Here is a 15294-nt window from a genome sequence, read left to right on the forward strand (position 1 = left end):
CAATAATCGTGGCATATTTGTTATTTATAAAATGAGAGTATCAATTATTTAAATAGAAAGAATATGAAGAAAAGATTAGTAGGAGTTGCATTGGTGTTGGCTGCCGTCTCTTTGGGGAGTATACAGCCTGTGGAAGCATGTACGCGTGCAGTATACATAGGTCCTGATCAGATGGTGATAACGGGGCGTACCATGGACTGGAAAGAAGATATCATGACGAATATCTATGTGTTTCCACGTGGTATTCAGCGTGCGGGACATAACAAGGATAAAACGGTGAACTGGACTGCCAAATACGGAAGTGTGATTGCCACAGGATATGATATTGGTACTTGCGATGGAATGAACGAGAAAGGATTGGTGGCGAGTCTGCTTTTCTTACCGGAATCCATTTACTCTCTTCCCGGTGATACCCGTCCGGCAATGGGAATCAGTATTTGGACACAGTACGTACTCGATAACTTTGCTACGGTACGCGAAGCCGTGGATGAACTGAAAAAAGAGACTTTCCGAATTGATGCTCCCCGTATGCCGAATGGAGGGCCGGAATCTACCTTGCATCTGGCTATAACCGATGAAACTGGGAATACGGCTGTACTGGAATATCTGGATGGAAAATTGAGTATTCACGAAGGGAAAGAATACCGGGTGATGACAAATTCTCCCCGATATGACTATCAATTGGCTATTAATGATTATTGGAAAGAAATTGGTGGCTTACAGATGCTACCGGGAACAAATCGTGCGAGTGACCGCTTTGTCAGGGCTTCTTTCTACATTCATGCCATTCCGCAAACTGCTGATGCAAAAATTGCAGTTCCCAGTGTATTGAGTGTGATGCGTAATGTTTCTGTACCATTTGGTATTAACACGCCGGAGAAGCCTTATATTTCTTCTACCCGTTGGCGTTCCGTTTCCGATCAGAAGAATAAAGTGTATTATTTCGAATCTACTTTGACACCGAATATGTTTTGGCTGGACTTGAAGAAAATAGATTTTAGTCCGAAAGCAGGGATTAAGAAATTGTCTCTGACAAAGGGAGAGATTTATGCAGGTGATGCAGTGAAAGATTTGAAAGACAGTCAATCATTCACTTTCCTTTTCCAGACTCCGGTCATGTAATTTGTTGGTATCTGTAAATATATAAAAAGAGCGGTGGACGGGTTTGTAATCAAACACTTGTCCATCGCTCTTTTTTATATACCGTTTATAATTAGACTTTTTGTCTGTCCGCTTTATCGTCTGGCGTATTCCTGATGAAATTCAATGACTGCCTCTATCCCTTTACGGAAAATATCCAGTGAAAAGTTTTCGTTTGGTGAATGGATGGCGTCTGATTCCAAACCGAATCCCATCAATACAGTTTTGATTCCCAATACTTGTTCAAAAGTAGAAATGATAGGAATACTACCACCACGGCGTACTGCCAGCGGTTTCTTTCCGAAAGCAATTTCAAAGCCTTTTTCGGCAGCCTGATAAGCAGAAAGCGAAATCGGGCATACGTATCCTTGTCCTCCATGCATTGGAGTCACTTTCACCTGAACAGTTTCCGGAGCAATGCTTGAAATATACTCTGCAAACATCTGCGAAATCTTATGATGATCCTGATGCGGAACCAACCGGCAGGAAACTTTGGCATACGCCTTTGAAGGAAGTACGGTTTTAGAACCTTCTCCCGTATATCCGCCCCAAATGCCACATACGTCAAAAGACGGACGACAGCTGTTACGTTCCAATGTGCTGTATCCTTTTTCTCCGAAAAGCTTTTTTACGCCGATTGCTTCTTTGTATTTCTTTTCGTCAAAAGGAATATGCGCAATCATTTCCCGTTCGGCTTGCGGAACTTCTTCCACATCGTCATAGAATCCGGGAACGGTAATCCGTCCGTCGGCATCCGTCACCTTACTGATAATCTGGCAAAGTGTGTTGATGGGATTAGCCACCGCACCGCCGAAATGTCCGGAATGTAAGTCCCGGTTCGGTCCGGTTACTTCTATTTCCCAATAAGCCAGTCCGCGAAGACCGGTTGTTAAAGACGGAAGTTCAGCTCCCAGCATACTCGTATCCGAGACAAGGATGACATCTGCTTTCAGTAACTCTTTGTGTTCTTCGCAGAAAGCCTCCAGGCTGGGTGAGCCTATTTCTTCTTCACCTTCGAAGATGAATTTTACATTATTCTTCAGCAAATCGTTTTTAAGCAGATACTCGAACGCCTTTACCTGGATGAATGATTGTCCTTTGTCGTCATCTGCTCCACGTGCCCAAATATATCCGTCCCGTATTTCCGGTTCGAACGGCTGGCTTTTCCAAAGCTCCAGCGGTTCGGCCGGCATTACATCGTAATGAGCATAAACCAATACAGTCTTTGCGTCCGGATCGACCATCTTTTGAGCGAAAACAATCGGATTACCCTTTGAGGGCATCACCAATGCTTCATCTGCTCCGGCTTCAAGTAACAACTGCGCCCAGCGTTCCGCACAAGCCAGCATATCATCGTGATGCTCCGGCAGAGCACTGATACTGGGGATGCGGATGAGGCTGAACAGGTCATTCATCATTTCTGGCTCGTGCGCTATTATGTATTTCTGAATTTCGTTCATTACAGTTGCGTCGTTTTATCCAGTAAGTAATAATCAAGTATAGTCATGGCGGCCATTGCTTCTACGATAGGCACGGCACGGGGCAGTACACAAGCGTCATGGCGTCCGCGTGCTTTCAGGGTGGTGTCGATACCATCAATGTTGACGGTTTCCTGTTCCATCAGCAACGTTGCAATCGGTTTGAATACTACACGGAAATAAATATCCTGACCATTACTCAATCCTCCCTGGATACCTCCGGAGTGGTTGGTATGTGTCTCGATGCGTCCGTTGTTATTATAGAAAACATCGTTCTGTTCGGAACCTTTCATTTTTAGTCCTTTGAATCCTTCGCCGTATTCGAATGCTTTGGCAGCGTTAATGCTTAACATGGCGTTACCCAAGGCAGCATGGAGTTTGCCGAAAACAGGTTGTCCAAGTCCGATGGGGCATCCCTTGATGACGCAGGTCAGTGTGCCACCGATGGTGTCGCCTTCTCCTTTCACCTTATATATAAGGTCTGCCATTTCTTTTGCTTTTTCCGGGTCCGGACAACGTACATCGTTTGTTTCTATCAAATCAAGATCGTAATCCGAGTAAGTACCCTCCAATTTGATAGGACCTACCTGCGAAGTATAGGCAGTGATATTGATACCCAGTTGACGAAGTGCTAACTTAGCCAATGCGCCGGCTACCACGCGCGAAATCGTTTCGCGTGCGGAAGAACGTCCGCCGCCACGGTGGTCACGGATTCCGTACTTCACTGTGTACGTGTAATCAGCGTGTGAAGGACGATATACATTTTTCAGATTGTTGTAGTCATTGGAGTGTTGGTTTTCATTCCAAACGATAAAACCAATAGGGCATCCGGTGGATTTCCCTTCAAAAATACCTGAAAGAAACTCAACTTTATCAGCTTCTTTACGTGCAGTGGTAAGAATGGATTGTCCCGGACGGCGACGATTAAGTTCTTGTTGTACGAATTCTTCGTCGATGACAATTCCTGCCGGAAATCCGTCAATCACTCCTCCAACTCCTTTTCCATGAGACTCACCGAAACTTGTGAGCCGAAAGATATTGCCAAATGAATTAAACATAGTTGTGGCTTTTTTAAAATTACTATATGCAAATATAACAAAGTTTTCGATAAGAAAGTTGTGAACTCGAAATATCTTCGAAAAAGGAAGCATATTGAACCTTTTTTCTTCTTTTTAGTTTATAAGGGACGAAATTTATTATAATAACTAAACCAAAGACGTATGAAAAAGAATCTATTGTATTTATTGGCATTGGTCTGCTCTCTTACTTTCTTTGCTGCTTGTAGCAGTGACGATGACGACAGTGATAACAAGAATAATGGGAATCCTCCTGAAGAGGAAGCTGCGATAACGGCTCCGGATGTAGTCGGAACGTATTGGGGAAATCTGGATATATCCATGATACCGGATGGTTCTGACCAAGAAATTGTCATAGGAGATGGAATAGAGAAGTTTATCACCCTCTCGCAGGTCAGCAATACGGAGGTGAAGATTGAACTGAAGGAGTTTGAATTGTTCATCAATCAACAGATTCTGAAGTTTGGAGATATTGTTGTTGATAAGTGTGAAGTGAAGAAAGGGGAAGGTGTGTCTACATTTACCGGACAGCAAGACCTTACGTTTGAGGGAAATGCCGCTGCTTTGGGTACCTGTCCTGTAACTGTTACGGGAACGGTAGAAGATGGAAATGCAGACATGGCCATTAACGTGAAAGTGCCTACATTGCAACAGACTGTAAAAGTGACCTATTCTGGAGTGAAACAGGTGGCGGAGTCTGGTGGAAATTAATTCCTTGTTCACCACAGATTACACAGATTAACACAGATTATTTATATTGATAGTCTATGACTTATAAATCAATCTGTGTTAATCTGTGTAATCTGTGGTGAGACTTAAAATGCGTACCCAAAACCTATATTCAAATAGATAGGATACATTGCAAAAGTGATTGTATTAAAATCGCTTTTAAATATATCGTTCAATCCCCAGGTGAGATCAGCATACACATTGAGGTGCTTGAAAGCTCGCCATCCGGCTCCCACCTGTAATCCCCACTGGAAATGTCTCAAGTCGTCCGAGAAATCGTAGGTTGCAATTTTGCCGTCGGTAAATTCTACTTTCGGACCGGTGGGAGCATCTTCCCGCAAATATCCTTCGTACACATGACCTGAAAATTCTCTTGAAAGCAGATACGAGAAATAAGGTCCGGCTTTGATGTTCCATCGGTTACTTAGTTTGTAGGTAGCCATTAGAGGTATAGTCAGTCCGGCGGTATGTACTTTGGTTTTCACTCCGCCCGTCCATACTCCGCTGATTCTTTCACCTCCTTGTCCGAGAATTTCCATATTGTAATTTTTTACGGTGGCTTCGGTGGTCATTGCTTTGTTTTCGAGCCGGAGTCCGACTATGATTCCGAGTTTGTTCTGAACGGCAATCCATTTGGTTACTTCGCCCCCTATGCTGATGGCCAGTGTCGGGTTATATCCGTCAATCGAACGGATTTCTACCGGAAGGGGAAGCGGGGCTGTGCCGCCAATGCTGAAACCTGCTTTGATTTCATATTCCAGTCCGTGAAGGGCGGAACGGATCAGCGTTTCATTTCGGTCTACCTGTGAATAGCCAGGGAGAGCTATTCCTATACAGGCTAATAAACTGAATATATACGGATAGATTTTCATCATTATGGTTGTTATAAAGTTATTTAATTCCGTTCGTTTGATAATGTGCACGTTTTGTGTGGGTACATTGCTTGAGTGTATTATGAGGTATTGTTATGGAAAATCCTTCATCGAAATCCCGCTAATTTTCCGAGTGATAGATTAACTCGGCCTCGTCGATCAGTAATGTACTTCCGATTGCTCCGTTAAAATGATCTCCTTCCAGACTTGAGGTAAACACAATGGCTATATTATATTTCCCATCCCTTAGCTTCTCCTTATCAATGAATTTTCCGGGGAGAGTGATGAAAGGAAGTTTAAAGTAAGTCCATTCGTTCGTTTCTTTGGCATTATTAATCCGTGCTGTTGAAACCAGGTTCGGACTGGTGAATGTATTTGTTCCGTCGAGAGTGGGAACAGATTCACTGGTTTCGTACATGATGGCATATATGTCACAGATGTCCCGTTTCCCGTTCACAGGTTTTCCTCCCTCTGTAAACTGATCTCCTGCTTTGTATTTATAATAACCAGCTAGATAAGTGGGTACATGCCGGAAAGGAAGGCCGAATTTAGTCGCTTTCAGTGGATTGCTCATTGCGTTACTCACATCGAAAGAACCGATAAACAGATTTCCTGCTGCAATAGGCATTCCTGCTAGCTGACCGAAGAATCCGGTACTGCGTGTCACTAAGGAGAGGCATTTGCCGGCTTTTCCGTCCGTTATTTGGAAAGTGGGATAATCATCGGCTGTTTTGGCTACTCCGGTCATGGCATAACCCGCATTTCCGCTGGCCCATTCCATGACGACCTTATCTCTTTCGCGTTCTACAAATATGTAGTACTTTTTTCCGCCCAGTGTATCTTCGAAATTATAGTTCGTGGCAAGTTCCGTGTCGATCACTGATACTGTATATGCTTTTTTCCAAATACCGTCGGCAGCTGTGACAGTATATTCCTGTGGGGTATTGAAATTTCGTTCTGTGCCGCTAAGTGGACTGATCGTAGCTCCTGGAGTCAATGTAAATTCAGGTTTGAGTTCTGAAATATCAGTTCCCGGACCGACAAAGATAGTTATGGAATTATTGTTAATAATAGGGCTGGTTGTCATGGCTACTCCCGGTAGTATACAACTTAATATGTCTGCTTCTGCATTGAGAGCTTCTTCGCGGATGCATGAAGAGGAAACAATAGCTAGTAGCAAATAGACAATTACGTGTTTTGCTTTCATTTTTCTATCAATTCTTTCTGTTAAAGTTTGGTATATGGGAGATTTTATAACAATATGAGATTTTATTTGTTCATTATAGAATGTTGGAAAAGAAAGAATTTCCTATTTTTGTGGAATCAAAACTTATAAGTCTATGACTGAATCAGAAAGAAGGCAAATTATAGAATTGATTAAGAAGGAGGTCATTCCGGCTATCGGATGTACGGAACCTATCGCAGTAGCGCTTTGTGTTGCTAAGGCTGCCGAAACATTGGGAGCGAAACCGGAAAAGATAGAAGTCCTGTTAAGTGCTAATATATTAAAGAATGCTATGGGAGTAGGAATTCCGGGAACGGGTATGGTCGGGCTTCCCATAGCGGTTGCTTTGGGTGCGTTGATTGGCAAATCAGATTATCAGTTGGAGGTGTTGAGGGATTGTACATCGGAAGCGGTGGAACAGGGAAAACTGTTTATCGCAGAAAAACGGATTTGTATTTCTCTAAAAGAAGATATTACGGAAAAGCTTTATATTGAAGTGAACTGTAAAACGGGAGATAAAACGGCTAAAGCCATCATTGCCGGTGGACATACTACTTTTATATATATAGCCAAAGATGAACAAATGTTGCTCGACAATCAACAGACAGCTAGCGAAGAAGAGGAAGAGGCTTCGCTCGAACTAAATTTGCGCAAGGTCTATGATTTTGCACTGACTGCTCCGCTGGATGAAATCCGTTTCATCCTTGACACAGCCCGTTTGAACAAAGCTGCTGCCGAACAAGCATTTAAAGGTAACTACGGACATTCTTTAGGGAAAATGCTTCGGGGAACTTATGAGCATAAAGTGATGGGGGATAGCGTGTTTTCTCATATCCTCTCTTATACGTCGGCTGCCTGCGACGCCCGTATGGCTGGCGCTATGATTCCTGTAATGAGTAATTCCGGCAGTGGTAATCAGGGGATATCCGCTACACTTCCTGTCGTTGTCTTTGCAGAAGAAAACGGAAAAAGTGAAGAAGAACTGATCCGTGCTTTAATGCTTAGCCATCTCACTGTTATATATATCAAACAAAGTTTGGGGCGTCTGTCTGCTTTGTGTGGTTGTGTGGTAGCTGCCACAGGTTCCAGTTGTGGAATCACCTGGTTAATGGGAGGAAACTACAATCAGGTTGCCTTCGCTGTTCAAAACATGATTGCCAATTTGACAGGAATGATTTGTGACGGTGCAAAACCGAGTTGTGCCTTGAAGGTAACCACCGGAGTTTCGACAGCCGTACTGTCTGCCATGATGGCAATGGAAGACCGTTGTGTGACTTCCGTAGAAGGAATTATAGATGAAGATGTAGACCAAAGTATCCGTAACCTGACAAGAATCGGCTCGCAAGCCATGAACGAAACGGATAAAATGGTGCTTGACATCATGACGCACAAAGGATGCTGATTTTAAGTATTAAGTATCAAGTATTAAGTATTAGGCATTAAGTATTAGCCGGAATGACGGCATAAAAAAAGTATTAAGTATTAAAACTCCGGCTATATTCGCACGAAATTAATACTTAATACTTTATACTTAATACTTCAATTAATGACAGTGTCCGCCTTCGCAACCGCAGTCGTCGCCACAGCCATCACCGCAGCTGTCGCATCCGCAACCGCAACCACCTTCGCCACTCATCATTTTCACCAATTCCTGGATTTCTTCGTTGGTAGCAGGACGGCTTTCCAGTATTTCACCTTCGAAAATCAGGTCGGCACCAGCCAACGGGTGATTGAGGTCAACTACTACAACATCCGGTTTAATTTCTACTACGCTGGCATTCACGCGCTGACCGTCGCCAGTCATCAAAGGTACGATGTTACCTTCTTTAATACGTTCGCTGTCAAACTTGCCATCTATTTCAAAAATATTTTTGGGGAGGTCAATAACGTGTTGTTCGTCATATTGTCCGTAAGCCTTATCTGCCGGAATGGTAAAATCAAATTTATCACCTTTAGAAAGAGCAGTTATCTGATTTTCGAAATCTTCGAGTGTTGTTCCTAATCCTGAAATGAATTGAAAGGGATGTTCTGCTTTTGCTTCTTCGAACAACTCTTTTTCACCATCTTCCATTGTATATAGTTTGTATGCAACGGTAATGTACTTGTTTTCTACTGTTTCCATCTGATCTTTTTTGTTTCTGATTAATAATTCCCGTAAATACGGGTCTACAAAGATACGAATTATTTGCTTGTACTCCGGTATAGGGAGGGTAAATTTCAGATTATTAAGTGCTTTTGTCAGAAAAAGGAAGTGAGGTGCGCAGTTAGATAATAGTTGTAAATTCAACCTTTAAGTGATAAAATAGAGAAATAATACCTCTCTTTTCTTACAATTATTCGCTTTTAAGTGATTTTTTTCTTCGATTTGTTTGGATATAATAAAAAAGCCCTTACCTTTGCAGCACGAAAATAAAGAAAAGAAGATATGAATATGTTACATACATCTATTAACCTAGCAGTCCTGCATATTATTCGCGTCGTGGTGGTCCCATCAAGAGCGTGAGAAAGGTTTTTGTGTTGTATGTGTTCGTACCATAAAAGATAGAATTTAGAGCCTTTCTCACTTGTGTGAGGAAGGCTCTTTAATTAAAAGATAGATTGAAATGAAAAAGCAATTACGCAGTTCGTTTAGTACACAAGGCCGTCGGATGGCGGGAGCCCGTGCATTGTGGGCAGCCAACGGCATGAAGAAGAATCAAATGGGTAAACCCATTATCGCTATCGTCAATTCGTTCACACAGTTTGTCCCGGGGCATGTACACCTACATGAAATCGGTCAGCTGGTGAAGGCAGAGATTGAGAAGCTGGGATGCTTCGCTGCGGAATTCAATACAATAGCTATCGACGATGGTATAGCAATGGGACATGACGGTATGCTTTATTCGCTTCCTTCACGTGACATCATTGCAGATAGCGTAGAATATATGGTTAATGCGCACAAGGCGGATGCAATGGTATGTATCAGTAATTGCGATAAGATCACTCCCGGAATGTTAATGGCGGCTATGCGTCTGAATATCCCTGCCGTATTTGTATCGGGTGGTCCGATGGAAGCGGGAGAATGGAATGGCCAGCACCTGGATTTGATCGATGCGATGATTAAATCGGCCGACGAGAGTGTTAGCGATCAGGAAGTAGCGAATATCGAGCAAAATGCTTGTCCTACTTGCGGATGCTGCTCCGGTATGTTTACCGCCAACTCGATGAACTGCCTGAATGAAGCAATCGGACTGGCTCTTCCCGGCAACGGAACCATTGTAGCGACACACGAAAACCGTACGCAACTTTTCAAAGACGCTGCGGAACTGATCGTGAAAAATGCAAAATTATATTATGAAGAAGGAGACGAAAGTGTACTTCCCCGTAGCATCGCTACCCGTCAGGCTTTCCTGAACGCCATGACGCTGGATATAGCAATGGGGGGATCTACCAATACGGTTCTTCACTTGTTGGCTGTTGCTCACGAAGCAGAGGTAGACTTCAAGATGGATGATATCGACATGCTTTCCCGCAAGGCTCCTTGTCTCTGCAAGGTGGCTCCCAATACACAGAAATATCATATTCAGGATGTAAACCGTGCCGGTGGTATCATTGCCATTATGGACGAACTGGCAAAGGGAGGTTTGATAGATACATCCGTTCGTCGGGTAGACGGAATGTCACTGGCAGAAGCCATTAATGAATATTCAATCACCAGCCCGAATGTGAGCGAAAAAGCAATTAAGAAATATTCGAGCGCAGCCGGAAATAAATTCAATCTCGTACTTGGTTCACAAGGTATGTACTATAAGGAACTGGATAAGGACCGTGCAAACGGATGTATTCGTGACTTGGAACATGCTTACAGCAAAGACGGCGGACTGGCCGTATTGAAAGGTAATATTGCTCAAGATGGTTGTGTAGTAAAAACAGCAGGTGTAGACGAAAGTATCTGGAAGTTTACCGGACCTGCCAAAGTATTTGATTCGCAAGAAGCAGCCTGTGAAGGCATCCTCGGAGGTCGAGTCGTCAGTGGCGACGTCGTCGTCATCACGCACGAAGGTCCGAAGGGTGGTCCCGGTATGCAGGAAATGCTTTATCCTACCTCTTATATAAAATCCCGTCATCTCGGAAAAGAATGTGCTTTGATTACCGACGGACGTTTCAGCGGTGGAACTTCCGGATTGAGTATCGGACATATTTCTCCTGAAGCGGCAGCTGGAGGCAATATCGGAAAAATTGTAGACGGAGACATTATCGAAATCGATATTCCGGCCCGGAAGATTAACGTGCGACTGACGGATGAAGAACTGGCGGCCCGTCCGATGACTCCTGTTACTCGTGACCGTTATGTACCGAAGAGCCTGAAGGCGTATGCCAGCATGGTAAGCTCTGCCGATAAGGGAGCAGTGAGAATTATATAATATAGTTGGTGATAGTTGATAGGTAATAGTTAGCTGCGCAGCACTTAGCGCAATGATTGTAAACCATTCATTTTCAACTGTCATTTCTCAACTATCATTTATCATTTATCAACTATCAACTAATATGAAAGATTTAATAACAGGTGCAGAGGCTTTGATGCGCTCCTTGGAACATCAGGGAGTGACTACCATCTTTGGTTACCCCGGTGGTTCTATTATGCCGGTATTCGATGCCTTGTACGATCATCAAAATATATTGAATCATATCTTGGTTCGTCACGAACAGGGAGCTGCCCATGCCGCACAGGGTTATGCCCGTGTATCGGGTGATGTAGGTGTTTGCCTGGTGACGAGCGGTCCCGGAGCAACCAATACGGTAACAGGCATTGCGGATGCGATGATCGATAGTACGCCTATCGTAGTGATTGCCGGACAGGTCGGAACAGGCTTTCTTGGGACGGATGCTTTTCAGGAAGTTGACTTGGTAGGTATCACCCAGCCAATCACTAAATGGAGTTATCAGATTCGCCGTGCGGAAGATGTAGCCTGGGCGGTAGCACGTGCGTTTTACATTGCTCGTAGTGGTCGTCCGGGGCCGGTGGTACTGGACTTTGCCAAAAATGCGCAAGTAGAGAAAACGAAATACGAACCGACGAAAGTCGATTTTATCCGTAGCTATGTTCCTGTTCCCGATACGGACGAGGAGTCTGTACAGGCTGCTGCCGAACTGATTAATAACGCTGAACGTCCGCTTGTATTGGTTGGACAAGGTGTTGAACAGGGAAATGCACAGAGCGAATTGCGCGAGTTTATCGAAAAAGCGGATATGCCTGCGGGTTGTACGCTGCTCGGGCTTTCGGCTTTGCCAACAGAACATCCGTTGAATAAAGGTATGTTGGGTATGCACGGCAATCTGGGACCGAATATCAATACCAATAAATGTGATGTGCTGATTGCTGTTGGTATGCGTTTTGACGACCGTGTGACCGGTAATTTGGCTACTTATGCCAAACAGGCAAAAGTGATTCATTTTGATATCGATCCTGCGGAAGTTAATAAGAATGTAAAGGTAGATGTAGCTGTATTGGGAGATTGCAAGGAAACACTGGCTTCTGTGACGAAACTTCTGAAAAAGAACACTCATACCGAATGGATTGATAGCTTCAAAGAATATGAGAAAGTAGAGGAGGAAAAAGTAATCCGTCCCGAACTTCATCCTGCCACAAACTCTTTGAGTATGGGGGAAGTGGTACGTGCGGTAAGTGATGCTACTCACCATGAAGCTGTTTTGGTAACAGATGTAGGTCAAAATCAGATGATATCTGCACGCTACTTTAAATATACGAAAGAACGCAGTATCATTACTTCCGGAGGACTTGGAACAATGGGCTTCGGGCTTCCCGCAGCTATCGGGGCAACTTTCGGAGCACCGGAACGCACCGTATGCGTATTTATGGGAGATGGCGGACTGCAAATGAATATTCAGGAACTGGGTACGATTATGGAGCAGAAGGCTCCGGTGAAGATTATCTGCCTGAACAATAATTACCTAGGAAACGTACGTCAGTGGCAAGCTATGTTTTTCAACCGTCGCTATTCGTTTACCCCGATGTTGAATCCGGATTATATGAAAGTGGCCTCGGCTTATGATATTCCTTCCAAACGTGCTTTCACTCGTGAAGAACTGAAGGAAGCTATTGCTGAAATGCTGGCAACGGACGGTCCGTTCCTGCTCGAAGCTTGCGTGGTGGAAGAAGGCAATGTTTTGCCGATGACTCCTCCAGGTGGTTCGGTAAACCAGATGTTGCTGGAGTGCTAGGAGAAGTTGAGAGTTGAGAATGGAGAGTTGAGAGTTCGCATTTAAAAAATTAGAGTTATGAGTGATAAAACGTTATATACAATCATTGTTCATTCGGAGAATATAGCTGGGTTGCTGAATCAGGTAACTGCTGTATTTACCCGTCGGCAAATAAATATTGAGAGTCTGAATGTATCTGCTTCTTCTATTAAAGGTGTACATAAGTATACAATAACAGCCTGGACTGATAAGGACATCATTGAGAAGGTAGTGAAACAGATCGAAAAGAAGATCGACGTGATTCAGGCACATTATTTCACAGAGGATGAGATTTATTTCCACGAGATTGCATTATATAAGGTGTCTACTCCTGCTTTTCAGGAGAATCCGGAAGCATCCAAGCTGATTCGTAGATACAATGCACGTATAGTAGAAGTCAATCCGGTATTTTCTATTGTCGAGAAAAATGGAATGAGCGAAGATATAACTTCGCTCTATGGTGAACTGAAGGCTTTGAATTGTGTTTTGCAGTTTGTTCGTTCGGGACGTGTAGCGATTACTACCAGCTGCTTTGAACGGGTGAATGAGTTTCTCGATGGACGGGAAGCTATGTATAACCAAAGTAAAAACCAATAAGAATAATGAGTGAAGAAAATAGAATAGGGACTTATCAGTTTGTGGCAGAACCGTTCCATGTTGACTTCAACGGACGTCTGACTATGGGGGTACTGGGAAATCATCTGCTGAATTGTGCAGGTTTTCACGCCAATGACCGTGGTTTTGGTATTGCAACGCTGAATGAGGACAATTACACATGGGTGCTTTCACGTCTGGCTATTGAGTTGGATGAAATGCCTTATCAGTATGAGAATTTCTCGGTTCAGACGTGGGTGGAAAATGTCTACCGCTTGTTTACGGACCGTAATTTTGCTATTATTGATAAGGATGGGAAGAAGATTGGCTACGCACGTTCCGTATGGGCAATGATTAATCTTAATACCCGCAAGCCTGCCGACTTGTTGACTTTGCATGGGGGAAGTATCGTAGACTATGTCTGTGATGAGCCTTGCCCGATTGAAAAGCCTTCACGCATCAAAGTGACAAGCGATCAGCCGATAGCTACCCTGACGGCAAAATACAGTGATATAGATATCAACGGTCATGTAAACAGCATCCGTTACATCGAGCATATCCTTGATTTGTTCCCGATTGAATTGTATAAGACCAAACGTATCCGTCGTTTTGAAATGGCGTATGTGGCGGAAAGCTATTTTGGTGATGAACTCTCTTTCTTCTGCGATGAAGTGAACGCAAACGAGTTTCACGTAGAAGTGAAGAAGAATGGCAACGAAGTTGTTTGCCGCTCGAAAGTGATATTTGAATAAATGTGAGAATATAAAATCAATTAATAACAGATGGCGTAAGTCATCAAAAACTAAAAACAAAAAGAAAATGGCACAGTTGAATTTTGGAGGTACTACTGAAACTGTAGTAATCCGTGACGAATTTCCATTGGAAAAAGCTCGTGAAGTATTGAAAAATGAAACAATCGCTGTAATCGGTTATGGCGTACAGGGTCCTGGACAGGCGCTGAACTTGCGTGATAACGGTTTCAATGTAATCGTTGGTCAACGTGAAGGAAAAACATACGATAAGGCAGTAGCGGACGGATGGGTTCCGGGTGAAACTTTGTTCGGTATCGAAGAAGCTTGTGAGAAAGGTACTATTGTAATGTGTCTGTTGTCTGACGCAGCAGTAATGTCTGTATGGCCTACTATCAAGCCTTACCTGACTGCCGGAAAAGCTCTTTATTTCTCACACGGTTTTGCTATCACTTGGAACAACCGTACAGGTGTAGTTCCTCCTGCTGATATCGACGTTATCATGGTTGCTCCTAAAGGTTCGGGTACATCTTTGCGTACTATGTTCCTCGAAGGACGTGGCTTGAACTCTTCTTATGCTATCTATCAGGATGCTACAGGCAAGGCTTACGAAAGAACTATCGCACTAGGTATCGGTATCGGTTCCGGTTATCTGTTCGAAACAACTTTCCAACGTGAAGCTACTTCTGACTTGACAGGTGAACGTGGTTCATTGATGGGTGCTATCCAAGGTTTGTTGCTGGCACAGTACGAAGTATTGCGTGAAAACGGTCATAGTCCTTCTGAAGCATTCAATGAAACAGTGGAAGAACTGACACAGTCATTGATGCCGTTGTTCGCAAAGAACGGTATGGACTGGATGTACGCTAACTGCTCTACTACTGCTCAACGTGGTGCTCTCGATTGGATGGGCCCATTCCACGATGCTATCAAACCGGTAGTTGAAAAGTTGTATAACAGTGTGAAGACTGGTAACGAAGCGCAGATTTCTATCGACAGTAATTCACAACCTGATTATCGTGAAAAATTGAACGAAGAACTCCGTCAATTACGCGAAAGCGAAATGTGGCAGACTGCTGTAACTGTTCGTAAACTTCGTCCGGAGAATAATTAAACTGGATAAATTATACAAGTTTTAAGAGGGGAGAGAGCAAATAGTTCTCTCCTTTTTTATTGGAAATACATTGTATA

At 43.6% G+C, this 15294-nt stretch carries 13 protein-coding genes; 8 read left to right on the plus strand and 5 right to left on the minus strand.

Going from position 1 to position 15294, the window contains the following annotated elements; all coding sequences use genetic code 11:
• Window positions 1-63 precede the first annotated feature (63 nt).
• Window positions 64-1122 (plus strand): linear amide C-N hydrolase, encoded by a 1059-nt coding sequence (locus KFO40_RS06670; RefSeq protein WP_008024815.1) that lies wholly within the window; start codon window positions 64-66, stop codon window positions 1120-1122.
• Between the two features lie 113 nt (window positions 1123-1235).
• On the opposite strand, the gene KFO40_RS06675 is transcribed toward KFO40_RS06670, so the two are convergent.
• Both KFO40_RS06675 and aroC read right to left on the minus strand, forming a co-directional pair.
• Window positions 1236-2600 (minus strand): dipeptidase, encoded by a 1365-nt coding sequence (locus KFO40_RS06675; RefSeq protein WP_151923567.1) that lies wholly within the window; start codon window positions 2598-2600, stop codon window positions 1236-1238.
• On the minus strand, window positions 2600-3676 hold the full coding sequence (gene aroC, locus KFO40_RS06680; protein WP_008024813.1) for a chorismate synthase: 1077 nt from the start codon (window positions 3674-3676) through the stop codon (window positions 2600-2602). The genes KFO40_RS06675 and aroC overlap by 1 nt, the downstream gene beginning before the upstream one ends.
• Window positions 3677-3838: 162 nt before the next feature.
• Between aroC and KFO40_RS06685 the strand changes: the two genes are divergently transcribed.
• Window positions 3839-4405, plus strand: coding sequence for a calycin-like domain-containing protein (locus KFO40_RS06685; RefSeq protein WP_008641131.1), 567 nt, complete (start codon window positions 3839-3841; stop codon window positions 4403-4405).
• A gap of 104 nt (window positions 4406-4509) precedes the next feature.
• Here KFO40_RS06685 and KFO40_RS06690 read toward each other — a convergent pair whose 3' ends face one another.
• Together KFO40_RS06690 and KFO40_RS06695 are read right to left on the minus strand one after the other, a co-directional pair.
• The gene (locus KFO40_RS06690; protein WP_008641133.1) at window positions 4510-5295 is read right to left on the minus strand and encodes a porin family protein; all 786 of its coding nucleotides are present in this window, start codon (window positions 5293-5295) and stop codon (window positions 4510-4512) included.
• A gap of 121 nt (window positions 5296-5416) precedes the next feature.
• Window positions 5417-6502, minus strand: a complete 1086-nt coding sequence (locus KFO40_RS06695) for a PCMD domain-containing protein (RefSeq protein ID WP_008641135.1) — start codon at window positions 6500-6502, stop codon at window positions 5417-5419.
• 133 nt (window positions 6503-6635) lie between these two features.
• Between KFO40_RS06695 and KFO40_RS06700 the strand changes: the two genes are divergently transcribed.
• Window positions 6636-7922: a serine dehydratase subunit alpha family protein gene (locus KFO40_RS06700; protein ID WP_009038761.1), complete on the plus strand. Its 1287-nt coding sequence runs from the start codon at window positions 6636-6638 to the stop codon at window positions 7920-7922.
• 141 nt (window positions 7923-8063) lie between these two features.
• Here KFO40_RS06700 and KFO40_RS06705 read toward each other — a convergent pair whose 3' ends face one another.
• Window positions 8064-8642 (minus strand): peptidylprolyl isomerase, encoded by a 579-nt coding sequence (locus tag KFO40_RS06705; protein ID WP_004313581.1) that lies wholly within the window; start codon window positions 8640-8642, stop codon window positions 8064-8066.
• 481 nt (window positions 8643-9123) lie between these two features.
• Here KFO40_RS06705 and ilvD point away from each other — a divergent pair, with 481 nt between their 5' ends.
• From ilvD to ilvC, 5 genes are all read left to right on the plus strand, one after another.
• Entirely contained in the window at window positions 9124-10923 is a 1800-nt protein-coding gene (gene ilvD / locus KFO40_RS06710) for a dihydroxy-acid dehydratase (RefSeq protein ID WP_004312414.1), read from the plus strand.
• Between the two features lie 124 nt (window positions 10924-11047).
• Window positions 11048-12742 (plus strand): biosynthetic-type acetolactate synthase large subunit, encoded by a 1695-nt coding sequence (gene ilvB / locus KFO40_RS06715; protein ID WP_009038759.1) that lies wholly within the window; start codon window positions 11048-11050, stop codon window positions 12740-12742.
• A 57-nt stretch (window positions 12743-12799) separates the two neighbouring features.
• On the plus strand, window positions 12800-13357 hold the full coding sequence (ilvN, locus tag KFO40_RS06720) for an acetolactate synthase small subunit (RefSeq protein WP_004299476.1): 558 nt from the start codon (window positions 12800-12802) through the stop codon (window positions 13355-13357).
• Between the two features lie 5 nt (window positions 13358-13362).
• Window positions 13363-14106 (plus strand): acyl-[acyl-carrier-protein] thioesterase, encoded by a 744-nt coding sequence (locus KFO40_RS06725; RefSeq protein WP_004306752.1) that lies wholly within the window; start codon window positions 13363-13365, stop codon window positions 14104-14106.
• Between the two features lie 67 nt (window positions 14107-14173).
• Entirely contained in the window at window positions 14174-15217 is a 1044-nt protein-coding gene (gene ilvC, locus KFO40_RS06730; RefSeq protein WP_008015592.1) for a ketol-acid reductoisomerase, read from the plus strand.
• Window positions 15218-15294 lie beyond the last annotated feature (77 nt).

Origin of the sequence: Bacteroides sp. 1001302B_160321_D4 (genome assembly GCF_015667765.1) — a bacterium.
GTDB lineage: Bacteria > Bacteroidota > Bacteroidia > Bacteroidales > Bacteroidaceae > Bacteroides > Bacteroides xylanisolvens.

Coding starts and splice junctions, on each gene's coding strand:
- aroC (WP_008024813.1), bottom strand. CDS start 3,676: ATGTTTAATTCATTTGGCAATATCTTTCGGCTCACAAGTTTCGGTGAG.
- KFO40_RS06695 (WP_008641135.1), bottom strand. CDS start 6,502: ATGAAAGCAAAACACGTAATTGTCTATTTGCTACTAGCTATTGTTTCC.
- ilvC (WP_008015592.1), top strand. CDS start 14,174: ATGGCACAGTTGAATTTTGGAGGTACTACTGAAACTGTAGTAATCCGT.
- KFO40_RS06700 (WP_009038761.1), top strand. CDS start 6,636: ATGACTGAATCAGAAAGAAGGCAAATTATAGAATTGATTAAGAAGGAG.
- ilvN (WP_004299476.1), top strand. CDS start 12,800: ATGAGTGATAAAACGTTATATACAATCATTGTTCATTCGGAGAATATA.
- KFO40_RS06705 (WP_004313581.1), bottom strand. CDS start 8,642: ATGGAAACAGTAGAAAACAAGTACATTACCGTTGCATACAAACTATAT.
- KFO40_RS06675 (WP_151923567.1), bottom strand. CDS start 2,600: ATGAACGAAATTCAGAAATACATAATAGCGCACGAGCCAGAAATGATG.
- KFO40_RS06670 (WP_008024815.1), top strand. CDS start 64: ATGAAGAAAAGATTAGTAGGAGTTGCATTGGTGTTGGCTGCCGTCTCT.
- KFO40_RS06685 (WP_008641131.1), top strand. CDS start 3,839: ATGAAAAAGAATCTATTGTATTTATTGGCATTGGTCTGCTCTCTTACT.
- KFO40_RS06725 (WP_004306752.1), top strand. CDS start 13,363: ATGAGTGAAGAAAATAGAATAGGGACTTATCAGTTTGTGGCAGAACCG.
- ilvD (WP_004312414.1), top strand. CDS start 9,124: ATGAAAAAGCAATTACGCAGTTCGTTTAGTACACAAGGCCGTCGGATG.
- KFO40_RS06690 (WP_008641133.1), bottom strand. CDS start 5,295: ATGAAAATCTATCCGTATATATTCAGTTTATTAGCCTGTATAGGAATA.
- ilvB (WP_009038759.1), top strand. CDS start 11,048: ATGAAAGATTTAATAACAGGTGCAGAGGCTTTGATGCGCTCCTTGGAA.